Below are 25,493 nucleotides of genomic sequence, written 5' to 3'. Positions count from 1 at the left end.
GGACTTGGTGCTTAATTGCCCCAAGTCCCGAGAACCTACGTTATTTTAAGGTGCTAGAACGATAGGTGTTGTTGAGAAGCCAGCTAGGCATTTCGTACTGTGGAATTTTACCATCTTGTGTAATGTTGGTTTGATGGTAAGAGTGCTGGTTCCAAATGCGAGTAGCGTTTTTCCAATCACCGTCTTCCGATTCAAAGGCTCGCACGCCGGAATGTGTGTTGTATCTTGGGTCGAAATTGTTTGAAACAACAATGAGCTCTGCATTGTTGTCGCCCTCAAGATCGACGACAATTGGGTATTCATAAAGCGTCGCACTGGAGTTCTCGATAACCAAGCGCTCCTGACCAGTTTTACCATCTAAAACCGCTATCTGGAATTGGTCCTGAACGATCACCTCATCTCGACCGTCTGCGTCAAAGTCGTAAGCTGATACTCCAACTTTATAGCTGGAAACATCATCGATGGTGTAAGACCAAACGAGATTCCCGTTTGTGTCATACATGGAAACCTTATCCATGGAAGCTGAAACGATGCCTAATTCATTGTTACCAAGGAAGCTCGAGATAGCTTGAACGCCGCCTCCCTGCTTGGACTGATCTTCCACTTGCCATTTCAACTGTCCGTCGTGTTCATAGACGGCCAACAGTTGATATGAGTTAGCATCTGCTCCAGGGATAGACGTAACAAACTCGGGCTCAGGATCTGAGTCTAGGTTTGCAACGGCGGAAAACCAAAAAAAGTCATGCTTTGAAGTGTCTGACCATACAATGTCGCCAAATTGATTGTAGAGAGATGCGTTAGCAAATACTTCCATGCTGCCATCGAGATCGACATCAACCGCAATTGGGTCTGGCCCCCATGTCGCGAATCGATAGAGATAACCGTTGTTATACGAATAGACGCCATCTGCGAGAAGTATTTCAGGGTTTGAATCCGAGTTGATATCGGCGATTGCGATGTTTCTGTATCCTGCGTATTTAATGGAATCTTGAATTGAACCAACATTGTCTACGACGTAAACGGAGCGGGCCTCTCTGTGGCCTACAATAATTTCCACAATGCCATCGTTATCCATATCTGCAATTGCAGGAGAATAGCGAGGATCTGCCCAAACCGGACCGTCGTTGTAAGTCCACAAATCAGAGCCATCTTTTCCACTAACTGCCCTTAGGACACCAGCACTCGAATACTTGCTGCCTTGAAAGCTCACAAAAACAACGTCTGCGACATCTCGGTTATCTATCACGCCGTCACCGTTGTCATCATTAAGTTGGCCGGTAACTGGCGTCATCATCACCTGATCGTACTCAGGCATGAATGTGCTACTCTCCCAGTGCCATTTTAAATCAGCCTCAAGCGGGGAAGTCAGAATTTGTCCGTCGAAAGGTTGATAGCCCAAAAACATTGAGCCTTCAAAACTGTCGGCGATGATGCCGACGTTGGAGGTGCCTGATGGAGCGGAAACATCAGCATGAGGTGCGAGGACCAATCCTTCTATTGATACACCGGACAATTTCAGTGACGTCGCTTCAAAAAGATTAAATATTGTTTTGGAGCGGTGTGGCACGAAGTCTTGTAGGCTTTTATTGCTTAGTGGGCTAAATCCAGATTTATCGCCACTAATATTCACTATCACCGTCGCATTCTCAGGTATACAGCTAAGAGCGATCGTATGTGATTTTTCGAGTTTATAACCATCGAGATTAAAAACTTGCATGTCGCTGGTGCAATCACCTTTCAGATAAAGGCCGCCCCAAAGTGCTTCGACTGTTCCAACATTCTCCAATTTACTAAGTGTGGTGGAGTAATTGATTATATCTTCTTCTAGATTATCAAAATCAATAGGTAGGTCTGCGGATCCTGTGATAGTGCTAGTTTCAGCCATACCGAGGAAAACGGTATGATTAACGTCCTCAATGTCACCATTGACTATAACGTTACCTCTATAGACACGACCGCTTTTGTAAGTAAGGTCACCACCTACAGTCAAAGAATATTCGCTATTTGGGAAGTCTGAAAAATCGTTAAATATACTGTAGCCGTTTAAATCAGCATCTTCGCCGATCGCCAGTGGGCCATTACTTCCAGAATGCGGCGATGTAAAATCACCGAATACTAACGCACTGTAACTGGTATTTAGTGCGAAGGTTTGAGTGCTAAAAAGCATAAACATGGTGCAAAATATATTTCGCATAATGTTACCTTTATTTAATCGTATGAATTTTCCCACCGATAATAGATATAACTTCGATGGAGAGGGGATTTGTTATTTGATTTTTCTTTTTTCTTTAAGGAGTAACCAAGCAAAAGTTGTATTTGTTACTAAATACCTTTTCCACATTCTGCGGGGTTCTTGTATAACGCGATAAAGCCATTCTAGTCCGTTCTTTTGCATCCAAATGGGGGCTCGATTGACTTTCCCAGCAACCACGTCAAAAGTACCTCCAACACCCATTACGAAGTCGACCCCTAACTGATCACGCCATTTGTTGATGAAATTCTCTTTTTTGGGAGACGTAATAGCGACGAATAACAGTTTTGCGCCAGACTCTCGTATTTTACGCACTACAGTTTCTTCATCGTCCCAAAAATAACCGTCGTTGTATCCAGCTATTGTGAGTTTGGGGTAAAGGTGTTGGACAGTTTCTGTCGTCTTTTTTACGGTTTCACTTGTTGCGCCAAGAAGAAAAACAGGGAAGTCTTTTTCTGCGCTCATTTTTAATAACTCATGAAAGAGATCTACACCCGCGACTCTCTCAGTGACGTCATGTCCCAGAAATCGCGCGCCAAAGACTACCCCCATACCATCGATATTAATTACATCACAAGCTTTTACCGAATCAGCCAGAGAGGGGTCTTTTCGCATGTTGACTATTTTGGCGACGTTAACAACCACGTGTTGAAGAAAGTTGCCTTCTGATAAATTTTTCTCAATATGTATAACAGTTTCTTCCATTGTCGCCACATCCATAGGCGAGCCAAGAAAATTAATCCTTTTCATGATATGTCCCATAATTTAAAAGAAACAAAAATGAGTAATAAACCCATGCTTGTGTCCAGCGAATATAGTTAGTGTTGTTTTTTATATGTCGGTACTTTTGATAAGAGAAAAGACCTGAACTCTGGCGATATAATTGTCGGACTGATGTTTCAACTATTTTTTTTGCGAGTTCAATGTCTTCATCCGTTTTACCTACTCGAAGCAATGTGAACACCGCTTGAGAAACACTATGCATGTCTAACGGATATCGGTTGTTGTTGTAGTATTTCGCCGTTCCGTCTTCTTCGAATAAATGTGTCTTGTAGTACGTTAATCCTTTGGATATTGCCGAGTCGAATATATCAACCCCCAATGATTCTTTAATCATTTGCAGTGCTTCGAGGTTGTAACCTGTATGAAAACCATCAACAAACTGATGATGATGTCGAGTTCCATAAACCCAAGAGCCATCGTCTCGCTGGGCTTTTACGGATTGGAGAGCGACATCTATAGCTAGCTGCTTGTAATCGTCGTTTCCAGTCAAGTTAGCAACCTTTGCAACCCAAGCGGCTCCCCATAGGCTCGCATTGTGTACGAACGCTTTTTCACCAGGGATGTAGGAAAAGTACTTTTGACCCTCTTTGTCGTTATAGAGAATATTCACGATAAAAGCGGCAGCATCTAACGCAGGTTCTGAGTATTTACGGTTGTGCGTAACCTCGGACAAGGCAAATAGAGCTTGTGACACGTAGATAGTGGTGATGACATTTGGCTTTCCTTTGGGTACATAAAAAGCCCGAGCATTCCAGTCAAAATGGTACCCCCAACAAGCATTCCCCCACTCCTCCTTACTGCACTGTTGATGGAGCAACCAATCACCAAGCTGAATCGCCTGCTGTAGATAAGCGTCGTCCTTGTTGTATCTGTATTGTTCTATCAACCCTAAAATAAAAAGTGCAATGCCTTTGGGATTACGCTTTTTGGGAACGCCTAACATCGGCCGAAAATTAATGAGGGAGCGTTTGTTGAATTGAATCCAACATAAGCCAAAAAGTCCTTTTTTAAGTCGAGGAAACACACTAAAAAAAGTGCTATTTAGGCCATCAAAAGGGTCATAGCCTGCAAAACTATCTTGCTTTGCGGTTTTTAATGTATTCTCTGAAATAGCTTTAATGCTTTCGTAAAAGCGCATTATTCACCTGTTAAATCTGAATAGATAAGGTCAAGTTTTGGGAAAACGGCTTGCTGACTGAAATGGTTCGTAAACTTTCGTTTTGCTTGAGAGGAAAGCCGATCATTCATCTCTCTATCAATGATCAATGCGGTAATATGTTCGGCGAGTTTTTCTACATCACCGGCTTCGATTAACAACCCATCCACGCCTGACTCAATAGCATCTGGAATCCCCCCCACAGTAGAAGCGACGACAGGCACGTTTGCCGACATTGCTTCGAGTATGCCCATGGGAAAGCCCTCGTTATAACTAGGTAGGCAATAGACATCAGACTTACTTAGCCAGGCTATTTTGTCAGAGCCTGATACCCAGCCTAAGAAGTCGATGTTGTCAAGAATTCCGAGATTTTCGGCTTGCTGTTTGAAGGTATCTATATCTCCGTCGCCCCCTAATGCGAGGCGTGCATTTGGCAATTGTCTAACGACGATCGAGAAAGCATCAATCAAATCTCTAACACCTTTACGCTCCCCAAGCCTTCCTAGAAACAAAATTCGTCCTTGCTCGGTTTGAGAGCGATCTAGGTCTAGTGTTTCTACAGCGTTATATACGATGTGGGCTTTTGATGGGTCCTTGAGAATTGTTGTTACCCAAGAGTGCCATTGAGAAGACAAGACAATAACTGCATCTGCATAGTTAAACGTCTGCCGAATGTGCAATTGGGTTTTGTTCGAGCACTCGTTATAATAAAAGTGTTGAAACTCAGCACCATGCAAGTGAAGTACTACTTTTACTCGAAATGCTCTCACTAAGCGAACAATAAAAGATTTCCGGTAATAACTGCCTCGGGATGCCATATGGATATGTACCAGCCCAACTTCGCGTGATGCTATAAAGTAAATCAGTTTTAATATGGCAGATATAAATAGAAGAATTTTTTTTAAGCCGAAAAGAGAACCATCATTGGTATGTGTAGCAATATGTTTGACGTTCCATTTCTGGAAATGACCATTATCTAATGAATTAATTACTGTCGATATCCCACCCATCTCACTTAGACCAGTTGATAGGGTGATGTTTATTTTCTTTCTCATATTGTAATAGCGTCGCAGTGAGGAGTGGAAACTAGGCTTTATAACATATGGAGTAAAAATATCATTTTGTATGAATATTTTTGCTGATTTTATTCTTGACGATTTTTGGTTGCTTAATACTAAACATAATTGTTAGGTTTCAAGTTTTTTTTGATTTCAGCTTGCAGTGGTTAGTGTGTTTTATGATTGAATGTTAAATATTAATAGAGATATCTGCAGAGCGTAATACGGAACGGAATTTTCCAGAGCGTGTTCTAGGGACCTTTTCCATGGCAATAAACTCTATCCTAATGGAGTCTCCAAGCCGTTCTTGAATTTTATTCGATAGTTCATGCTCAATAGCTTTAATGTTATCTAGTTCTTTAGGTACGAATCGAATAATTATTCGGTCTCGTTCTACTTGTTCTATTTGGCTTTCGACAATGGTTGTTACACCTTTAAATGCTACATCCATTCTGCCAACATAGGTCCCATTTGGAAGAATCAGGTAATCATCATCTCTTCCTAGTATTTTTTCCACGAAAGGCGAGTGATTACCGCATGAACACTTTGAGTGTGAATCGAATCCTTCTACGTAGTCGTTTGTGTCGTATCGTCTAAGTGGCATTGCCGAGTTATAAATATTAGTGCCGACGATATGTTGCCCATGTTCATTATGAAGCACTTCTACATGCGAGTAATCGGGACGAATATGATAGTTTCCCTGCTCACAAAGTTGCAATGCAGCGACACGCTCGGCCTGACCATAATGGTCGAGAACCTTACCAAAAACTCCGGCCACCGTTTGTTGATTTTCCTTTGAGAACAACTCACTGGAAGTCAATACACAGGCGAGATCCCAGTTGGGTTTCCAATCAAGTTTCTGAGCAAATTTAGCAAGGAGTGATATCGAACTCGGATATGCCATGATCACTTCTGGCTTAAAGTTTTCGAGTGCCTCAAGATATAAATGCGCGTTGGCCTGAGAAATATGATAAGAAGAAAGAAATAAACGCCTCGTGAACAACGTTTTAACCCAAAACGTTGGACCAGTATGATTGGCAGGGAAAAGGTGCTCACCTCTTAACACTGCAATCCGTGGAGAGATGCCTACGCCATTCTCATACATGTATGATTTAATAATGTATTCTTCAAGAAAAATAGATTGTAAGCTCCGATAAACTGTCATAGGTTTATTGGTTGTTCCGCTAGTATAACCCTTAACACTAAATTTAGTGTTAGGCTTATTACCAATTTTTAGAATTTGGTCTTTGTTTATTATTGGGAGGTTTCTGACATCGAAGAATACGTTCCCACAAAAAAATCTTGGGGCCAAATATTTATAAATAAGATTTATGACTACATTTTCTTTTAAAATCAGCCATAAGAAGTCTTTAAACATCATTATACTCCGATATCAAGCTTGTAGATAATTGCCGACCATTTTTTCAAAGCTAAATTTACTTTCAATAAGTTGGCGTGCATTTTGGGATACAAGAGATAATTGCTCTAAGTTACTGTGAATTTCTAAAATTCTTTCGGTAATACTAGAGACATCGCGATAAGTGTGAAAATAGCCCGTTTTGTTATCTTCAATCAATTCGGCATTTCCACCGATATTTGCGCCAAGTACTGGGGTGCCACATGCCATCGCCTCTAAAACTGCGTTAGAAAAAGTTTCGTGAGAGGGTATTAAAAAAAGATCTGCTTTGAGGAGGTAACTATTAACAGAGTTGGTGTCACCAATAAAATCGACGAGATGTTCGATGGCATTATCCTTACAGTATTTTTCGAGAGACGCGGCATGTTCAACAAAACTGTTATGTGCCCCCCCAACTATAAGTAACTTTATATCTACCCCTTGTTCATTTAACTTTGTAACCGACTGCAAAACATCGAAGTGTCGTTTTTCGGGTCTGAGTTTAGCAACCATGCAAAGGGTCATAGCCTTGGAGGTGTTTATTTGCTTAGGGTGATAAGTATATCGATTAATATCAACGCCATTATAAATTTCTAAAATTTTGCTTGTGGTCTGTGGATGCCTAGTGGCCAACGCCTTACTCAAAGATTTATTTCCTAAAACAATCTTATCAAAATGCTGTAAGTTTCTTTCTGCTAGGTGTTTCTTTATTTTTTGAGATAATCCATAAACAGTGCTTGTATTTAACATGGCAATTTTTCGTTGCTCAGATTTTGGTGCCATTAGAATTGGGTAATAATTCAGCCAAAATGTTTTGTCGTAGCTTGGGTTTTTTAGAAGGAAAGAGTTTATCTGTTTTCTACAGGTTAACCATTCTCTAAAACCACCTGTACCATCTATGGTTACAAATCGTACTTTTGGTGAAAGTTCTTTTTTAAGTTTTGTTACGTTAGATAAACAAAGAATATCCACTTCAGCAAGCGAGTTTTCAACCAGATAATTCGCTATATTTTTAATTTTAACTTCGGTTCCGCCAACTGAGAATGCAGAAATGACAAATAGTAACTTCACTCTATTTAACCTTCTTGTAGGGTAGGAAAGCAGCTAAACATGCAAGGATGAACAAGATATTATTTTGTTTTATATATGCACTTCCTGTAACAGAATAGATAATAAAAAATACTGAAAGAAAAAGGGGGAGCAGAAAATATTCACCTTGAGTTCGATAGTTTCTCAAGCTGTCTATAAGACACTTTAAAAGCAGCATGAAATAGAAAAATACGCCAAATATCCCCAACTCGATAAGAGTGTCTACAAATCCATTGTGGGCATGACCGAGTAAGATATACCTTGGGTCAATCAAGCCATTGGCGTAGCCGAACTCACCCCAAAAGCCTCCTCCAAAACCATAACCTAGTATAGGAGAGTCGATACTCAGTAATATATCTACCCACATATCCACCCTACCAGAACCAGACAGGTCCTTTCCCATTAAGTCAATGATGACAAATTCAATAGCAATAGGAACCAATGCCAGGCAATATATAGACAAGATTGCAATAATAATTTTGATGTGAGTTGTAATTCTGTGTGAGATTGCGAAATATAGCTTCAATAACACTATGAATGAAACAGCAAGAATAGGTGTGGACGACCCTGTCATTAGAAGAACAAAGAGTACAATAGCTAACATGGAATTTCGATAGTTTCTCAAAAGGACATTCTGTGCTACTAAGATTACGGCAAAAAGTCCCATCACGCGACCTAGTCGATTCTTAAATCCAAATGTGCCATGCCATAATCCAGCGTGTTCAGCTACATTGCTACCATCATCCACACCGATACTGGGTACAAGTATTGATACGAATATTGAAGCTATCGCGGCAAAGATGAGCGGAAGAATAAGAACTTTTAGTAACTCGTCCCAATCAAAAACTAATATTAGACATAAAGCGAAACAAAATGTACCAGTTAATGCAATACTTCTCATAATTGCTTGGCTAGGTTCGAAACTCCATAGTATTGATGCGATTGATAGTAAGCAAATTAATAGAGGGTATGGAGAGTGCACTATATATTTTACGGCTTCTTTTCTATATAAAAATATCAATACACCGGATACAAAGTAGAACTGTGCAGATATGATGGAGTAAGTGGCTGATGGATTCTCTGCGTCAAAAAAAAATAGAAAGAATCCACTAAAAAAAAGAACTCCAAGTCCCATGTAATAGGAGAGCATTCTAGAAAATTCCAAATCATTGACTCCTATTGTTATTTGCTAACGTCAAATATTTTTCCTGCAAACATTCCACTTGTTTTCTTACACAGTATTTATTCTTTACATACTTATATGCATAAGAACCTACTTGCAGTCTTAATGAACTATTGCTCACAAGTGTGGATAGGTTATTTGCGATAGATTTAGCGTCTTCGTTAGCAGAAAGAAATCCCAGCTCGTTGCTATTAACGATCTCTGAGATACCGCCCACCTGCGTTGCGACGACCGGGAGTTTGTGGCTCATCGCTTCAATAATCGCTCTTCCAAACCCCTCCGAGCGGGAGGTGTGACAGTAAATGTCGGACATGCTTAAGTAATCATGTACTTTGTCTGTAGCACCGACCCATATAATATTTTTATCTATACTCAGGCTTGTTGCCATTTGCATCAATTTAAGAGTAGAGCCATTGACGTTTTCTGTTCCAATTTGAACTAGGGTAATATTTTTGTGTTTTTTAAGTAGTATTGAAATTGACTTTAAAAGTATATCAATGCCTTTTATGTCAGCATGAAAAGCCACATTAGAAATTATGATGTTTTCTTTTGGTATATTTAAATCACTTCGGCTTATGCTTGCTTTTTTATCTGAAAGAGATAGATTGATACCATTGTAAAGGGTGCTTACATTCTTTACCCGTGAAATGGCTCTTAACTGTTCAGCAACCGCGTTGGACACAGCAAGTACTTCTGACGAAAGTCGACATCTTAATCTGGTTGAAAACTTTGAAAGGGTGCTTTTACCCGGCATAGAACGGAATGATTGAATCGCGGGAATACCGAGAAAGTATGAAATTGTTGCTCCATATTTCGCTGCCGGATTGAAATGGTAATGGACAATATCTGGACTTTCTTTCAAAAACAATGAAAACAATGAGAGCATAAAATATATAGGCTTTCCTCTTGCGGGAATAACCAATAACTTTACGTTGTTCATCTTTAGGTCTTCTAGGTATCTACGAGATGTCGGTAATTCTTCGTAAACGAGACTTAATGTATTTCCATTTCGTTTGCAATTTTTTGCCAACTCAATAAATTCAGTCTCAAGTCCTCCATATTTATTTGAACGCATGCCGGTTAGATGAATAATATTCATGCATTAATCTCCACATGCTTGTTCAGATGTAAACGATACGTACATATAAGACAAATAGCGATGTAAGAGATGCCACATGTCAATGAGTAGTACATAATTGTGTGCTTGGCTGTCATTTTGGAATTCAAGCAGTAAAGTAGAATTACGGTCTTTATTGTAAAATCGATTATCTCAAATTTTAACAGCAGTTTATTTTCAGAAATGATAGTCAATGCTGGTGTGGTCGCGACATTGACAATGCTCATGAATACCCAAAAAAGCATATATTTCGAGTACTCACCTGCTTCCCTCCAGTTGTCCCCAAGTACTAGAACTACCAAATCAGAAATGTAGTAATACATGATAATACATATTGGAAACCCAACAAAGAAAAGACCGGATGTTAATTTGATGTACGTATGGTAAATACCTTCACTATTTTGCTCCCTAAAATAAGGGTAAAAAACGTTACGAAGAGCCATGGTCAATATTCCAGCTGGCATTTTCAATAACCGTTGCGCTATAAATAATCCACCTATTACACTGGTTGAATAATACAATGGGAAAATGAGGTATGGTAGTTGTTGAGATGCATAATTCAATAGGCTTTGAGGAAATAAGTGTATATATGTTCTTCTGTATTTTTGTAGTATATACTTTGCCTTTTTTGATGTTATCTTGCTGGATTTAAAATCACGTTTAAAGTTACTATTGAAACAGAAATATTGAATGTAGAGCACATAGCTTAAGATACTGCCTAATATAAGGCCATATGTTCCCGCTAAAACAAAACTAAGAGCAAGTTGACACACTACTATGGAAACAGACCGGTAGAATGTTGCCTTAGAGACATAGCCATATTCTTTGTTACTGTTTGCATTAATAGTAATAAGTTTGTGGCCGCAAAAAGCAATTACTCCAGGGATGACGAGAAGAATTGGAATTATGCTTTCCGTGCCAAAATAAATCTTTGCTTGATTGCTAAATATAGATAAAGCTAGTGTTGTTACTATTGAGGATGCAATGGTAATTATAGTACAAGTTTTAAGTATTATTGCACGCTCATTTTTACGGGAAGTTAGCATCAGAGCTGATTCAATATTGGCACTTGCGAATAAAGAGATAAGCCCAACTATAGATAAATATACACCAAAAACACCAAACTCTTCTGGGGAAAAAAATCGAGATAGAACAGGTATTGATATGGCCATTACAATACTAGCAGCTATCGAGCCAGTTGCCAGTGTCATAATGCTTCTTATGAGACTTTTTTCCATTTATTGCTCTAACTCTAACATTTTAATTACTCATTAAAATCGAATTTTCATATTGTTTGGCCCAGGAGGCATAGCATTCACAAGTTAATGCGCTACAATCTTGTTATATCATGCTTGAACCTCAAAAAATACGTTAAAAGTTGAGGCGTTACCGATAAGTTTTAGACTATATTGTTTCGCTTTTTTTTATAGTGTAGGGCTCAGATCTGTTTATTTTCTTTCTGTATGAGTTTAGTAAAAAGTTTTTGGTGGGACCTTCAACGGCATAGTAAAAGATAGTTGAAACCAGAACGGATAGTGAGAAAGCTATAAATGCCCCTAGGTATATATTTACCCCAATGCTTTCTAATCTTCCAAGTATTATGTATCCAAAGTTTTGATGTATAAGATAGAGCGAGTAAGAAATCATTCCCAAGTACGTTAGTGGCTTTACATTTAAGAATCCAAGTTTACCGTTGACTAGTAGATAAAACACTCCGATACAGAGAATATAAATGTAGATGTCATTTGCGTTGATATATGTAGAGATTAGAATAACCATAAAGGCCAATAATGTATCAGTGTTTCTTATATGCTTAAATTCCCACGCTTTAAAAGAAAGTATTCCTATAATGAAGAATGGAATGTATTTATATAAGAACACTTTCTCTGATATTGACTTTAAAATGGGAGTGTCTATAAAAAAATTTCCGCCAGTTATTAAAAGGTAAGAAGCGGACAGTAAAAGGAGAACATGTTCTTTTCCGAAAATCGTGCATATAATAAACACCCACATGTAAAATACAACTTCATACGAAAGTGTCCAATAAACGCCGTCAATGGATGATATGCCAAGGAAATTGTGAAAAATGACTATATTTTTAATTAGTGTAATAAAGTCATGCTCCCTACCTTCTAGCCCAAAGAAAGTAATCATGGTGTAAGTGAATACAATGGCACAAATATATGCAGGATAAAGCCTTGCAACTCGGGCTACTATGAAGTCCATTCCCATTTTTGAGTTTTGAACGGACCAATAGATAACAAAGCCACTAATACAGAAAAAAAGTTGAACGCCATACTTCCCTAGGCTCATCAAGCTTATTGCTTCGGCCTCTGTCGAGTATAACTCTATATATCTATAGAGATAGTGATAAGCAACCACCATCAGTGCACTAATTCCTCTTAGTGCATCTAACTCTGGCATTCTTGAAAGCGGTTGTTCTTTAGACATCAATTTCCCTTGATCAACGCGAAGTTCTAAGTAAGTCGTTATTAAAAGCTCGCTATTATCTCGTGATATACCAATTCATAGACTTTTCAATTCCATTTTTTATGCGATAAATAGGTTCGTACCCTAAACGCTCTTTAGCCTTTGATATATTCGCTTGTGAGTGACGCACGTCGCCTTCTCTGAAATTGCGATATTGTAGACTTCCTTTGACATCTATTCCGTGTGTCAGTAGAGCTTCTTTAATCGTTGCATATAAGTCATTCAATGTTGTTCTGTCACCTAGCGCAACGTTATACACGGCGTCTTTTGCGTCGTCGGATGCGGTCGCTGCGAGTATGTTCATTTGAACCGTATTTTCGATAAAGCAAAAGTCACGGCTTGTCTCACCATCGCCATTTACAAAGACGTCTAAGCCATTCAGCATTGCAGATGTCCACTTAGGAATGACAGCAGCATAAGCACCGTTGGGATCTTGTCGAGGGCCGAATACGTTGAAGTATCGTAGACCGATAGACTTAAACCCATATGTTTTTGCGAATACTGCCGCGTATAGTTCATTGACATATTTCGTAACGGCGTAAGGAGACAGAGGGTTGCCTATGTTTTCTTCTACTTTTGGTAGTGCCGGATGATCTCCATATGTAGAACTACTGGCTGCATAAGTAAAACTTTTGACGTTTTGCTCTTTTGCCGCATTCAACATGTTCAGGAATCCGGTGATATTCGCGGCGTTTGTTGTAATGGGATCATTGATTGAGCGGGGAACTGAGCCTAGTGCTGCTTGATGGAGCACATAGTCAACGTCTTTTGTTGCACGCTCGCAATCATCGTAGTTGCGAATGTCACCTTCATAGAAAGTAAAAAGAGACCATTGCGAGTCCGAGACTAGGCTTTTAACTTCGTCCAGGTTTTTTTGATGTCCTGTCGCGAAATTGTCTAATCCTATGACTTTTTGATTCAGCTTAAGTAATGTTTCTAACAGATTGGATCCAATAAACCCAGCTACCCCAGTGATAAGCCAAACCTTTGGTTCTGACCTTAGTTCGTTTTTTATGCGTTCAAATTTTGTCATGAAAAATTGTGTTCCGTCGATTCGGGAAGAATTATGTCCTAGAAAATATAAACTCTAAGCATTAAAGACGAATATCTACATCTTGCTTGTCGAGGATATACTTTAAATCATAGATTACGTGTTTTTCTTTCCCATATGAGTGGAGCTCGTTCGCACCTATTTCTTTAAACTCAGCGTGTCCAACAGCTAAAATAATTGCGTCATAATGGTTTTTCTTGATGTCCTCAACGAGTGTGAGTCCATACTCGTGTTGTGCTTCGCTCGATGAACACCAAGGGTCGGCGATATCGACATTAACGTTGTATTCTTTGAGCTCGCTTACGATGTCTACAACTTTAGTGTTTCTTAAGTCTGGACAGTTTTCTTTAAAGGTTAGCCCCATCACGAGAACGTTTGAGTCTTCGACATGGATTCGTTTCATTAGCATTTTTTTGACTAACTGAGAAACGACATACGCGCTCATTCCATCGTTCAATCTTCGGCCAGCCAGTATCATTTCAGGATGATAACCAATGCTTTGAGCTTTATGCGTTAGGTAATACGGGTCAACACCAATACAATGTCCACCTACTAATCCCGGGCGGAATGGAAGAAAGTTCCATTTGGTTCCCGCAGCCTCTAGAACTTCCAGCGTATCGATTTCCAACTTGCTAAATATAATAGATAGCTCATTGATAAGCGCGATATTGACATCACGTTGCGTATTTTCAATCACTTTTGCAGCTTCAGCTACCTTTATAGATGATGCCTTATGAGTACCTGCAGTAATAATTGACTTATATAGCTCATCTACTTTAGTCGCAATTTCTGGTGTAGAACCACTAGTCACTTTCAGAATGTTCGTAACACGATGCTCTTTATCACCAGGGTTTATTCTTTCAGGTGAGTAACCAGCATAAAAGTCGGCATTGTATTTAAGTCCTGATACGTCTTCTAATACAGGTATGCATACTTCTTCGGTTGCGCCTGGATATACTGTTGACTCATAAATAACAACATCATCTTTACGTATTACCTGACCCAGCATTTCACTTGCTTTAATTAGGGGCGTAAGATCGGGTTGTTTGTGTTCATCTATAGGTGTTGGGACAGTGACGATATAAACATTACATGCTTTAAGATCACCAGATGTGCATGTGTAAGAAAGATGAGTTGACTCTTTTAGTTCGCGATCAGATACCTCAAGCGTAGAGTCGTGACCATTAACTAATTCTTGGATCCTTTTGGAATTGATATCAAAACCGATAGTTGTATATTTTTTGCCAAACTCAGCCGCTAAAGGCAAACCAACATAACCTAAGCCGATAATTCCGATCTTTACATTTTCTTGGTACATACTCATGCCTTAATTCACTATCCCACGTGTATCAATGACGAACTTGGTCATGAATAACGTTTTGTCTGCTGCTTTAAACTGTTTGTGGTCGACGAGAACAACAATGATATTTGCCTTCTCAAGTGCGACTTCTAACGTCGTTTGCTCTACACCCGCATGTACGAGGTTTTCCGGAATCGCGGAAACGTTTGGTTCTACGGCAAATATCTGTCCGAGATTTTTCTTCGTCAGTTCTTCGACGATTTGCAGGGCTGGACTTTCGCGGAGGTCGTCGATGTCGGCTTTAAATGCGAGGCCTAAGCAAGCAATTACTGGTTTTTTGAATTGATCCGCTGCCTTTTCAATTTGGTCTACGACGTAGTGTGGTTTCGAATCATTTGTTAAACGAGCTTGACGGATAATTTTGGCTTCATCAGGACAACTGTCTACGATAAACCAAGGATCGACAGCGATGCAGTGACCACCCACGCCTGGTCCTGGATTTAGAATGTTCACGCGAGGATGCCTGTTTGCTAGTTTGATAAGTTCCCAGACATTGATTTTTAATTTGTCGCTGATGACGGATAATTCATTTGCGAATGCGATGTTGACGTCACGAAATGAATTTTCTGTCAGTTTAGCCATCTCAGCGGTTCTTGCGTTGGTAATCACACATTCACCGCGGACAAACGTTTGGTATAGCTCGACGGCTTTCTCACTACAAGCCTTTGACATCCCGCCAATAACCCTGTCATTCGAGACCAATTCTTGAAGAACATAACCTGGCAATACACGTTCTGGGCAATGAGCCACTTTAATATCCGCACTGTCGCCAGCGTCTTGGGGAAAGCTCAAATCTGGTCGCGCGGCACTAAGCCATCCTGCTAGTTTCTCTGTGGCTCCCACAGGAGACGTTGATTCGAGAATGACGAGGTTACCTTTTTCCAAAACGGGCGCGATTGCGTTCGCTGCCGATTCAATGTAACTAAGGTCGGGAGTGAACTCTTCCTTGAAGGGGGTGGGCACTGCAATCATAAAGACTTCTGCAGCTTCAGGGGTAGTTGTTGCGCGCAAATTTCCTGTTGCGACAACACCACGAACAACGATATCAAGGTCTGGCTCTACTATATGAATCTTTCCTTGATTGATTGTTTCTACAGCTTGGGGATTTACATCTACGCCTATTACTTCTATTCCGCGTGAAGCCACAACGGCAGCGGTAGGTAGTCCGATATAACCTAAGCCGACGACAGAAACCTTCTTAAAAGCCATGATAGTTCCTTAATGATAGGGGAGTTTAAAAACACCCATCAAAATTGTGAGAGTGCATAATTCTTTAAAATGACGGAGGGGAAATGCAGATGTCGCTAAACATCTGTTTGCTTTTCCTTCGCAAAATACGCTTTGATTTTTTCAATAATCCGGTCACAAGCTTTTCCGTCGCCATAAGGATTATGTGCCCGACTCATTTGCTCGTAGTTATCTGGATTGGTTAGGAGGTTTTCTACCGCGGTGATAATGGTTTGCTTTTCAGTCCCCACTAGTTGTACTGTGCCAGCATTAACCGCTTCCGGACGTTCAGTTGTGTCCCGCATGACAAGGACAGGTTTGCCTAAAGATGGCGCCTCTTCCTGGATACCACCGGAGTCGGTGAGGATAATGTGTGACTTATCCATTAAATAAACGAAAGGCAGATATTCTTGTGGTTCGATAAGACAGACATTGTTTAATCCACGTAGAAGACGGTTCACAGGCTCTCGTACGTTAGGATTGAGATGAACAGGGTAAACAATTTGAGTGTCAGAGTGCTTAGTTGCGATCTCTGCGATAGCTTCGCAGATACGTTCAAACCCGCCACCAAAACTTTCGCGGCGGTGGCCAGTTACCAAAATGAGCTTCTTCGACAGGTCAATTTCAGGAAATAGTGCCTGCATTGTCTGATTAAGGTCTTGGTCCCCAGCAAGCTTTTCCTTCACAAGTAGCAACGCGTCAATCACTGTATTTCCAGTCACAGCAATATTATTTGGTTCTACATTTTCTCTTAGAAGGTTTTCTTCTGACGTGGCGGTAGGAGCAAAATGAAGCGTGGTTATTGCACCAGTGAGTTTGCGGTTTCCTTCTTCGGGCCATGGAGAATAAATATTCCCCGTCCGTAGACCCGCCTCAACGTGCCCAACAGCAATTTGTTGATAATACGCAGCGAGGCTAGTCGACAATGTGGTCGCTGTATCGCCGTGAACTAGCACCATATCTGGCTGAAAGGCTTCAAAAACAGGTTTTAATCCGGACAGAATATTTCCAGTAACGTCGTAGAGAGATTGACCGGGTTTCATAACGTTTAAGTCATAGTCTGGTGTTATCTCAAACAAGTCCAAGACTTGATCTAGCATCTCCCTGTGTTGGGCTGTTACACAAACCTTTGCCTCTATGCCATCAGTACTGCGGAGTTTATCAACCAGTGGTGCCATCTTGATGGCCTCTGGTCGGGTACCGAATATAGAAAGTATTTTTATGGGCTTCGTCATTATGCTGTCCTTAGCTGTCTGCGTTGCCGTACGCGTACTTCGAATACTCTGAATAAGTATGCTTACCCTTCTTGGGCTGCGTAACTTGATTTATTACTACGCCATCAATAGATATTTTGTGTTTGGTGAAAAGAGTCATCGTATGGTTGTACACTGACTTGGTAGTACTGTTTGCTTTCAGCACCAATACAATACCTTTCGTGAGTTTTCCGATAATAAAGGCGTCTTTTACCGGGAGTATCGGTGGTGTATCAAATATGACCCGGTCATATTTTTTTGAAAGCTCGTTGACCAGCGTTGTAAACGAATCACCACTAAGCAGTTCTTGTGGATTTGCGACTAGCATTCCTGCCGGTAATATATCTAAGTTAGTGCCGGGTACTGTTGTAATACTCTCTTTGGGAGATACGTTCATTACGAGAATATTTGATAAGCCATACTGACTCTTAGGTAAGCCAAAACGCTTTCCGATAGTTGGTTTTCTTAAGTCACAATCTATAAGTAGTACTTTCTCTATACTTGAAAAAGACTGCGCTAGATTGATGGCTGTTGTGGTTTTACCCTCTCCCGGTACAGATGAAGAAATCGCAATAAATTTCCTATCTGATTTTGGCATGCTTAAATAAAGAGAGGTTCTAATAGAGTCTATGGATTCTTGGAAAGCAGAGAATTTACTATTAGTGAAAACCAAGTGATCAATTGGACTATTCTTGTATTCTCGTGCACGCACCATTGGAATTGTTCCCGTTGGTAGCAAGCCCAGTTTACTTTCAAAATCTCTCGCGGATGTGATGGTGTTGTTAAAGGCATCAAGACAAATAACGACCACAACGGCAAAGCTTAAGCTAACAGTAAATGCAAAAAGAACGATCAATTTTCGATTAGGTTTAAATGGATTTTCTGGCACCAACGCATAATCACTGAAGCGAGCATTTGCTGCACTAAAATTGCTGGCTGCAGACGTTTCTTTTTGTCGAGTTAGAAATAGATTATATAGTTTGGAGTTGCTATCGACTTCTCGCTTCAATGCATCATATTCGCTCTTTATTACGCTTAGTTCTTGGAATTCTTCTTTTTTGTTAAGTAGTTCTTGTTTTAAAAGTTGCTCTTGCTCGATAGCACTTGAAAGCTCTTTTTCGATACCGTCGATAAGCTTGTAAATTAATTTTTCTGCTCGTCTCTGTATTGATTTTAAACGCGCATTGGCTTGGATCATTCTGTCATGTTTTGGTCCATAACGTTTGGATAGTTGACTGACTTCCTTTTCCGCTTCTGCTTCCGCCATTCTGACATCGCGAACCTGAGGATGATTAGATATAAGCGTGTTCGCACCAAGTGCAGCGATATCGGCATTGGGATTGCTTTTCAGAGCATTGTATAAGGCCTGTGTCTTCGTTCTTCTGTCAGTTGCTTCAGCAATTCGACCAGTAAGGTTTTGCAGCTCATTGCTTGTCAAAGCAGAAATGCCACTGTCGTCAATCAGCTTCTGGTGTTGAAGAAACTCCAATAATGCTTGCTCTGAAGCGTTAAGATTCTGCTTAAGTCCTGAAAGACGCTCATTAAGCCATTCGTTAGCTTTGTCAGTGGCGATTAGCTTTGACTCTAAATTGCTTTCGATAAATGCGTCACCAACTGCATTGGCGATCTTTGCTGCTAACTTAGGATCTTCTGATTCAAATGAGATTCTAACAAGTTGAGTTTTTCTGATTGGTGATATTGTCAATCTAGATTTAAACTTCCTGAGAACCCTTAACTTAGTCGCCTCTCTTTCAGATTCTTCGTCTTTTAGAGTATCTTTATTTTTCGGAAGCAAAGAATCTAAAACAGGGTGTGAACGAAGCCAGTCTGAGAATTGCTTACGATAAGTGGGCTCGTTTGATGATTTTAAATTTGAATTAAACTCAGGAACCTTATCTAGTTGTAATTCATCAATAACTCGTTGAGACACCTGGTTGGATTTAAGTATTTCGAATTGGGTAAGGTAGTATTCATTAGCTCTTGTATCAATGCCAACGACTTCTTCGATAGATATAGCTTTTACTTGTTGAGACTCAATTAATAATGTGGCGGTTGCACGATAAGTAGATGTAATAGATAGTGCAAAAAGAACAGAAATGGCAGTGCAAAGGAATGCGAAAAGTGAAATTGAAAGCCAGTGCTTTTTAATCAAATGAACAAAGTATCCGAAATCGATAAGTTGCTCCTGCTTAGTACTATCTTTGCTAGAGTTAACAAACATTATGTTTTCCACTGATTAAAAGGAAACTTTTGGCGTTACGCCACGCCTTTCAGAAAATTGATGTGCAGTGTGTAAAATTGAAAGTTTATATAAGTAATTGGTTATTAGAAAAAGCTTTGCTCAATAACGATGATGTCTCCTGGGGACACCATGTGTGAAAGACTCACTTTATTCTTAGGCTCATTCTTATCTTCGCGAGTAACATAAATGCTTTTTCTGGCTGCGCGTTCCGTGAAGCCTCCTGCGAGCGCAATAGCTTTGTCAACGGTAAGGCCTGGTTGGTATTCATAGCCACCAGGCTTTTTGATTTCACCGTTTACGAATATACTGCGGAATTCAACGATACCGACGCGAACTTTAGGGGACACGAGATAATCTCCTTTTAGTCCATCGATAATTTCGGCCTTAAGTTGCTCGGTCGTTTTTCCTATCGCTAATAATTGACCAAGATAGGGGTAGTCGAATTCACCGCTGCTATCGATATACAGTTCTTCAATAGTGAGCTCTTCTTCTCCGTAGACTACTATTTGGATTTTATCCCCTGCACCAATGTTATAGTCGTTACCGCTCGCGAATGAACTGATTGGGAAGGCGAGTACCAATAAAGCTATTAATCGACAAATTCGTGTCATGTGAAATGCAACCCTTTAATAATCAGAAGATCAGATTCGTACCGAGATACCAAACGTTTTGGCTGTATTGATTTGTAATCATCGAAGAATCATTGTCTTCATAACGCCAGCCAACAGTAATTTCGGTATCTGCTCTGAACTCATAGCCCACGTAAAAGGAGGTTTGTAGCAAGTCATCTTTTCGGCTACTTAACGAGTAATCATCGTTTATCAGATTTAGTGCTATATCGCTATAAACTCGCTCTAGCCAGAAATGCTTCCAGCCAGCACCAAAACTGGTTTGATTGATATAGTTGTTGCCTTGATCTGGGTCTATAGCAACTTGAGCCGCAGATACAGAGATTGTCGAGTGGGTTAATGGCTCCCAGACCAAATCTAAATCCCAACTAAAGCCGCTAAAGTCTTCTCTGGCTTCATCTTCGTAATCTTTATCTTGTAAACCCAATCTGAGCTTTCCGGTCGTTTTCCCGGTGATGTCCCATTTCGCGCCGACTAAATAGTAGCTATCTAGGTTGTTTTGCGATTGACCGCTGGTTGGGTTGCCGAGTTTGTACTGACGGTCGGCTAAGTCAATCTCTAAGAGCAGTTCAGTAGCCGGAAATACCTGATAGTAAAACGCCAATGCACCAGCAAGTTCGCCATAGTCTTTATACTTTGTGCTCAGAGCAACAAACCCCGGCACGGTAAGGTCACGGTAGTTGTCGTAGGTCTTGTTTTCGTACCTTATGTTGGACTCGATACGACCTGTTGAGTCTTCAGAACCGTAAACGTGCGTTATGTTTGCGTTGTGCAGAGAATATTTGACCGGCTCTGTGGCGACGGTAGTTAATTGATCACCGGCGAGAATGCCTGTTCCTCGGGCCTCGTGAGATTTGAGGTAGGTGTAATTGATACCGAAACCGCTTCGCTGACTGACTTGTATAAAGTTATTTGTCGTGAACGCGTGGTCTAAGAAATCGTCATCATCACTATCAAAGTAGGTTCCTGAAGCGAGTTGGTAGGCAATTTGATACTCGTTACCATTGCGGTCAGATTCAAACATGATGCCGGGCTTAACAATTAAGCCGTTGGATGACTCAGGATTCTCTGACGCAGAATAACGGCCCACGTTGTCGTTGTATTCTAAAAATGCTTCAAGAAGAGGAGTAATTTTGATGCCTGACTCAGTGGTGTATCCATAGTCTTCGTCTGCAAATACAACACCGCTGGTACTCAGCAATGCTATTGCAATGAGTGATTTTTTGGGGCTATTCATTACTATTCCTTTAGTAGGCAGTCTTGCCTGTAAAGCCTTTGAAAATGGTTTTAAAAATAATTTTCAAATCCAGCCATGTTGACCAGGACTGTATGTATTTCAGGTCAAATTCGACACGTTTTTGCATTTTCTCTAAGGTATCCGTTTCACCGCGGTAGCCGTTGACTTGAGCGAGTCCTGTAATACCGGGCTTAACTTTGTGTCTCAGCATGTAGCGGTCAACGATCGTGCGATACTCTTCGTTGTGTGCGACCGCATGAGGGCGGGGCCCAACGATTGACATGCGACCTTGCAGTACGTTGAAAAACTGTGGTAACTCGTCCAGAGACGTCTTGCGAATAAATGCGCCAAATGGTGTAATTCTTGGGTCATTCTTGGTGGCTTGCTTGACTACCGCACCATTATCCATGGTGCTCATGGAACGAAACTTCCACACTTTGATGGGGCGGCCATCTAATCCATAACGAAATTGTTTAAAAATCACGGGTCCAGGTGACGAAAGCTTCACACCAAGTGCAACACCAATGAGTACAGGGCTAATCAATAAAATAATAAGAGAAGCCAGTACGATATCTTGAGCCCTTTTAAACCAACCGTCGGTGCCATAAAAAGGCGTGTCATGTATACTGATGGTTGGTATATTCCCGATGGCACTTAAGCGAGATTGGATAAGGTTATAGACAAAAAAGTCGGGGATAAGATACGTATTTGCTGTCGTGTCAGAAAAAGCATTCAGGTATTTGGTGATTCGTTCATTTGCTTTTAATGGCATTGAAATATAAATATGTTGGATCGCACCTTTTTTTGCCATTTCAAGTGCAGAAGGCACACTTCCTTTGAATGGTGCGGGTAAGGTGTCTATGTTAAGGCGATTCAATTCGCGGTCATCATAAAAACCAACCACTTTAATACCAAGCTCCGGGTTGTTCTTTATCTCATTAGCCAGCCTAATTCCATTCTCGGTAACACCTACTATTACGGCCTCTTTTCTGTTGTAACCATAATCACGCAGTTTTCTAAGGGTCTGCTTTGCAATAAACCGCCATGTAATCAATAGAATTGGTGTGGATATTAACCATGTCCCCGTTACAACCCTTGAGTAGCTGGTACTCGTCTTGGTGAAAAATGCGAGTGCGATAAGCAGGCTAATAGTAAGCAACCAGGCTTTGCTAATACTTATTGCTTCATCTTTGAATTTAAATACACGCCAAGAACGATAAAGGTCATTTTTTTCAGCGATCAGCAAATACACTAATATTGAGTAGCTAGTCAGTAGTGCGCTGTTTCTATCGAAATGTCCAATATAGGCGATCGAGATTATATAAAGTGCCAGTGCAATAATGATGCAATCTATAACTCTGTAGAAAACATGCAGAGTGCCATAGTTACTATGTAGTTTTAGCGTTGTGTCCATGATGTTCTATCCCTAGATAAATTACCTATGGCTGACTGTTAGCACATTGTTTCGACGCTACCGCCCTTGAGTGTCGTTCCCAAAATACGATTTAGACCAGGATTATTATTGATAGATTTGCTATTAAAAAGAGGCTGTAGACTATAATTTATAGAACCTCAAGAATGGCGGGATATTAACATTGTGAAGTGGTAGACAGTATGCTTATTAACTTTTAGTTCGAACAATAAATAAATACTCCGTGATACCGCGCAATAGTATGAAAGTGAGTTGTTGCTCAGTGGAATATATGCGAGGCAAGTCAATTCAATGGCGCATTATATTTGTGGGTATAAACCAAGTTTGCGACTTATTTCTCTCAATCTTTGTGACCAATGAAATGTCGAATATATAAAGTAGATTCTTGTTCAAGAATCTAACTATGTTAAATATCCCGCATATCTGTGCTCAGAGTCATTGAACCTTGATATACAAGGCTCTCTTAAGATTTGGATGTTTTGTCGGATGTTCAGCGACGAAGGAGCGAGGGATTGTCAGATTAAACTCGCGGGACGGTTAGGGGGTAAATAGTTCATTCTTGTCGTTTGCGTAAGGTACTGCAAGAAAACAGAACAAGGAGCGTTTTGTCTCTTCGGGGAAAGATGAGGCCACGTCTGAAATGATGACTAGACTCACTAGAGAGGGATTGAAGTGTTAGAAATCGCTTGTATGCTTAAATCTATGCGCTTAAAGCTTGGTCGTAGGCAGTGTTTGCCGTGGTGTCGTTTGAGTGTTGCGAGAGCAGGAAACGAAAAAGCCGATGAACGGATTCATCGGCTTGTTTTTGTGGGACGGCCTAATTACTTGCTTTGCGCGTAAGCCTCATTGTGTACGGCTGCTACTGCACGACCTGAAGGGTCTGCTGCATTCTTAAAGCTTTCATCCCATTCGATGGCTTTCGCACTTGAGCAGGCGATTGAAGGGCCACCAGGCACACATTCAGCGGCACTTGCTAGTGGGAACAACTCTTCAAAGATTTCACGGTACGCATAACCTTCTTTGGTTGTTGGTGTGTTATATGGGAAGCGAAATTGTGCAGTCTCCATTTGCTGGTCTGTCACTTTCTCTTCTGCTACAGCCTTTAAGGTGTCAATCCAGCTATAGCCAACACCATCAGAGAACTGTTCTTTTTGGCGCCATGCGATGGCTTCTGGTAAGTAATGCTCAAAGCATTCGCGAAGAATGTGCTTCTCCATCTTCCCGTTGCCACACATCTTGTCTTTCGGGTTTAGGCGCATAGCGACATCGATAAACTCTTTGTCGAGGAAAGGTACACGGCCTTCCACACCCCATGCAGCTAACGACTTGTTTGCACGTGCACAGTCGAACATGTTCAATGCAAGTAGCTTACGCACTGTCTCTTCGTGGAATTCTTTCGCGTTAGGTGCTTTATGGAAATACAGATAACCGCCAAAGATCTCGTCTGCACCTTCGCCAGATAGCACCATCTTGATACCCATGGCTTTGATTTTTCGGCCCATCAGGTACATCGGGGTGGACGCACGAATGGTGGTGACGTCATACGTTTCAATATGGTAAATAACGTCACGAATCGCATCCAAACCTTCTTGAATGGTGTAAGTCATTTCATGGTGAACAGTACCAATTTGATCGGCCACTTCACGTGCTGCTTTTAGATCGGGTGCACCTTCTAGTCCGACAGCAAAAGAGTGCAATTGTGGCCACCATGCTGCAGATTTCTCGTCATCCTCAATACGCATTGCGGCAAAGCGCTTCGCGACTGCAGAAGTAATAGAGGAATCCAAGCCACCAGAAAGGAGAACGCCATAAGGTACGTCGGTCATCAACTGGCGTTTAACGGCAGCTTCAAGTGCTTCTGTCAGTTCTTCTTTGCTCGTTGCGTTGTTTTCAACGGCAGCAAATTCGTTCCAATCACGAATGTAGTAACGCTGAGGCTCTGCATCACCTGAGCCATAAGAAGAACCCGGTGGGAATTCGCTGATACTGCTACAAACTGGTACCAGTGCTTTCATCTCAGAGGCAACATAGTAGTTACCCAGTGCATCATAGCCTTGATAAAGCGGAATGATGCCAATGTGGTCACGACCTACGAGGTATTCATCTTTCTCTTCATCATAAAGAACAAAGGCAAAGATACCGTTCAGCTCTTCCAGCAGTTCTGCGCCTTTATCTTGATAAAGAGCCAAAATAACTTCGCAGTCAGAATCGGTTTGAAATTCATACTTGCCTTCGTAGCGAGCACGAATCTCTTTGTGGTTATAGATCTCACCATTCACGGCAAGGATGAGCTTACGATCTGGGCTATAAAGTGGTTGAGCACCACTGTTTAGGCCAACAATCGCTAAACGCTCGTGGGCAAGAATTGCTCGGTCTGAGGCGTAAATACCTGACCAGTCAGGGCCGCGATGGCGGAGCAATTTTGACATTTCTAATGCTGTTTGACGCAATGGCGTCGCATCGGACTTAATATCTAAGATGCCAAATACAGAACACATAAATCCCTCTCAAACTTCCTTTACTACGCTGTATTAACGTA

At 40.9% G+C, this 25,493-nt stretch carries 18 protein-coding genes and 2 pseudogenes; all 20 read right to left on the bottom strand.

All coding sequences use genetic code 11. The annotated features are described in order from the left end of the window. Positions 1–43: 43 nt before the first annotated feature. A pseudogene (locus LRP49_RS25360) lies at positions 44–295 on the bottom strand (beta-prism lectin domain-containing protein); the annotation flags it as partial. 1,092 nt (positions 296–1,387) lie between these two features. Then, positions 1,388–2,167, bottom strand: a pseudogene (locus LRP49_RS25335) (choice-of-anchor A family protein); the annotation flags it as partial. 99 nt (positions 2,168–2,266) lie between these two features. Further along, positions 2,267–3,001, bottom strand: a complete 735-nt coding sequence (locus LRP49_RS14500) for a WecB/TagA/CpsF family glycosyltransferase (RefSeq protein WP_274143021.1) — start codon at positions 2,999–3,001, stop codon at positions 2,267–2,269. Further along, entirely contained in the window at positions 2,988–4,172 is a 1,185-nt protein-coding gene (locus tag LRP49_RS14495; RefSeq protein WP_274143020.1) for a glycoside hydrolase family protein, read from the bottom strand. The genes LRP49_RS14500 and LRP49_RS14495 overlap by 14 nt, the downstream gene beginning before the upstream one ends. Beyond that, positions 4,172–5,245: a glycosyltransferase family 4 protein gene (locus LRP49_RS14490; protein WP_274143019.1), complete on the bottom strand. Its 1,074-nt coding sequence runs from the start codon at positions 5,243–5,245 to the stop codon at positions 4,172–4,174. The genes LRP49_RS14495 and LRP49_RS14490 overlap by 1 nt, the downstream gene beginning before the upstream one ends. Positions 5,246–5,438: 193 nt before the next feature. Beyond that, positions 5,439–6,629, bottom strand: a complete 1,191-nt coding sequence (locus LRP49_RS14485; protein ID WP_274143018.1) for a phenylacetate--CoA ligase family protein — start codon at positions 6,627–6,629, stop codon at positions 5,439–5,441. Between the two features lie 12 nt (positions 6,630–6,641). Beyond that, positions 6,642–7,715 (bottom strand): glycosyltransferase family 4 protein, encoded by a 1,074-nt coding sequence (locus LRP49_RS14480; protein ID WP_274143017.1) that lies wholly within the window; start codon positions 7,713–7,715, stop codon positions 6,642–6,644. A 1-nt stretch (position 7,716) separates the two neighbouring features. Continuing rightward, complete coding sequence (locus LRP49_RS14475; protein ID WP_274143016.1) at positions 7,717–8,898, bottom strand: O-antigen ligase family protein; 1,182 nt, start codon at positions 8,896–8,898, stop codon at positions 7,717–7,719. Between the two features lies 1 nt (position 8,899). Continuing rightward, the gene (locus tag LRP49_RS14470) at positions 8,900–10,015 is read right to left on the bottom strand and encodes a glycosyltransferase family 4 protein (RefSeq protein ID WP_274143015.1); all 1,116 of its coding nucleotides are present in this window, start codon (positions 10,013–10,015) and stop codon (positions 8,900–8,902) included. Then, on the bottom strand, positions 10,012–11,271 hold the full coding sequence (locus LRP49_RS14465; RefSeq protein ID WP_274143014.1) for an oligosaccharide flippase family protein: 1,260 nt from the start codon (positions 11,269–11,271) through the stop codon (positions 10,012–10,014). The genes LRP49_RS14470 and LRP49_RS14465 overlap by 4 nt, the downstream gene beginning before the upstream one ends. A gap of 166 nt (positions 11,272–11,437) precedes the next feature. Then, positions 11,438–12,484, bottom strand: coding sequence for an acyltransferase family protein (locus LRP49_RS14460; RefSeq protein WP_274143013.1), 1,047 nt, complete (start codon positions 12,482–12,484; stop codon positions 11,438–11,440). Between the two features lie 55 nt (positions 12,485–12,539). After that, entirely contained in the window at positions 12,540–13,556 is a 1,017-nt protein-coding gene (locus tag LRP49_RS14455; RefSeq protein ID WP_274143012.1) for an SDR family oxidoreductase, read from the bottom strand. 61 nt (positions 13,557–13,617) lie between these two features. Then, positions 13,618–14,892: a Vi polysaccharide biosynthesis UDP-N-acetylglucosamine C-6 dehydrogenase TviB gene (gene tviB, locus LRP49_RS14450; protein WP_420791583.1), complete on the bottom strand. Its 1,275-nt coding sequence runs from the start codon at positions 14,890–14,892 to the stop codon at positions 13,618–13,620. Positions 14,893–14,901: 9 nt separating this feature from the next. Then, positions 14,902–16,143 carry a UDP-N-acetyl-D-mannosamine dehydrogenase gene (gene wecC, locus LRP49_RS14445; protein ID WP_274143010.1) on the bottom strand — a complete coding sequence of 414 codons (1,242 nt, stop codon included), beginning with the start codon at positions 16,141–16,143 and terminating at the stop codon, positions 14,902–14,904. Between the two features lie 95 nt (positions 16,144–16,238). Further along, complete coding sequence (wecB, locus tag LRP49_RS14440) at positions 16,239–17,396, bottom strand: non-hydrolyzing UDP-N-acetylglucosamine 2-epimerase (RefSeq protein WP_274143009.1); 1,158 nt, start codon at positions 17,394–17,396, stop codon at positions 16,239–16,241. 10 nt (positions 17,397–17,406) lie between these two features. After that, a complete protein-coding gene (locus LRP49_RS14435) occupies positions 17,407–19,635 on the bottom strand; it encodes a GumC family protein (RefSeq protein ID WP_274143008.1) in 2,229 nt (742 codons plus the stop codon). A gap of 104 nt (positions 19,636–19,739) precedes the next feature. Continuing rightward, positions 19,740–20,267, bottom strand: coding sequence for a polysaccharide biosynthesis/export family protein (locus LRP49_RS14430; RefSeq protein ID WP_274143007.1), 528 nt, complete (start codon positions 20,265–20,267; stop codon positions 19,740–19,742). A 22-nt stretch (positions 20,268–20,289) separates the two neighbouring features. Then, the gene (locus tag LRP49_RS14425) at positions 20,290–21,522 is read right to left on the bottom strand and encodes an outer membrane beta-barrel protein (RefSeq protein ID WP_274143006.1); all 1,233 of its coding nucleotides are present in this window, start codon (positions 21,520–21,522) and stop codon (positions 20,290–20,292) included. Between the two features lie 10 nt (positions 21,523–21,532). After that, on the bottom strand, positions 21,533–22,936 hold the full coding sequence (locus LRP49_RS14420) for an undecaprenyl-phosphate glucose phosphotransferase (protein ID WP_274143005.1): 1,404 nt from the start codon (positions 22,934–22,936) through the stop codon (positions 21,533–21,535). 839 nt (positions 22,937–23,775) lie between these two features. Then, on the bottom strand, positions 23,776–25,452 hold the full coding sequence (gene asnB / locus LRP49_RS14415; protein WP_274143004.1) for an asparagine synthase B: 1,677 nt from the start codon (positions 25,450–25,452) through the stop codon (positions 23,776–23,778). Positions 25,453–25,493 lie beyond the last annotated feature (41 nt).

The organism is Enterovibrio qingdaonensis, assembly GCF_028683135.1.
Lineage (GTDB): Bacteria > Pseudomonadota > Gammaproteobacteria > Enterobacterales > Vibrionaceae > Enterovibrio > Enterovibrio qingdaonensis.
The sequence above is the reverse complement of the archived record's forward strand: the minus strand, read 5'-3'. Positions and strand labels throughout refer to the sequence as shown.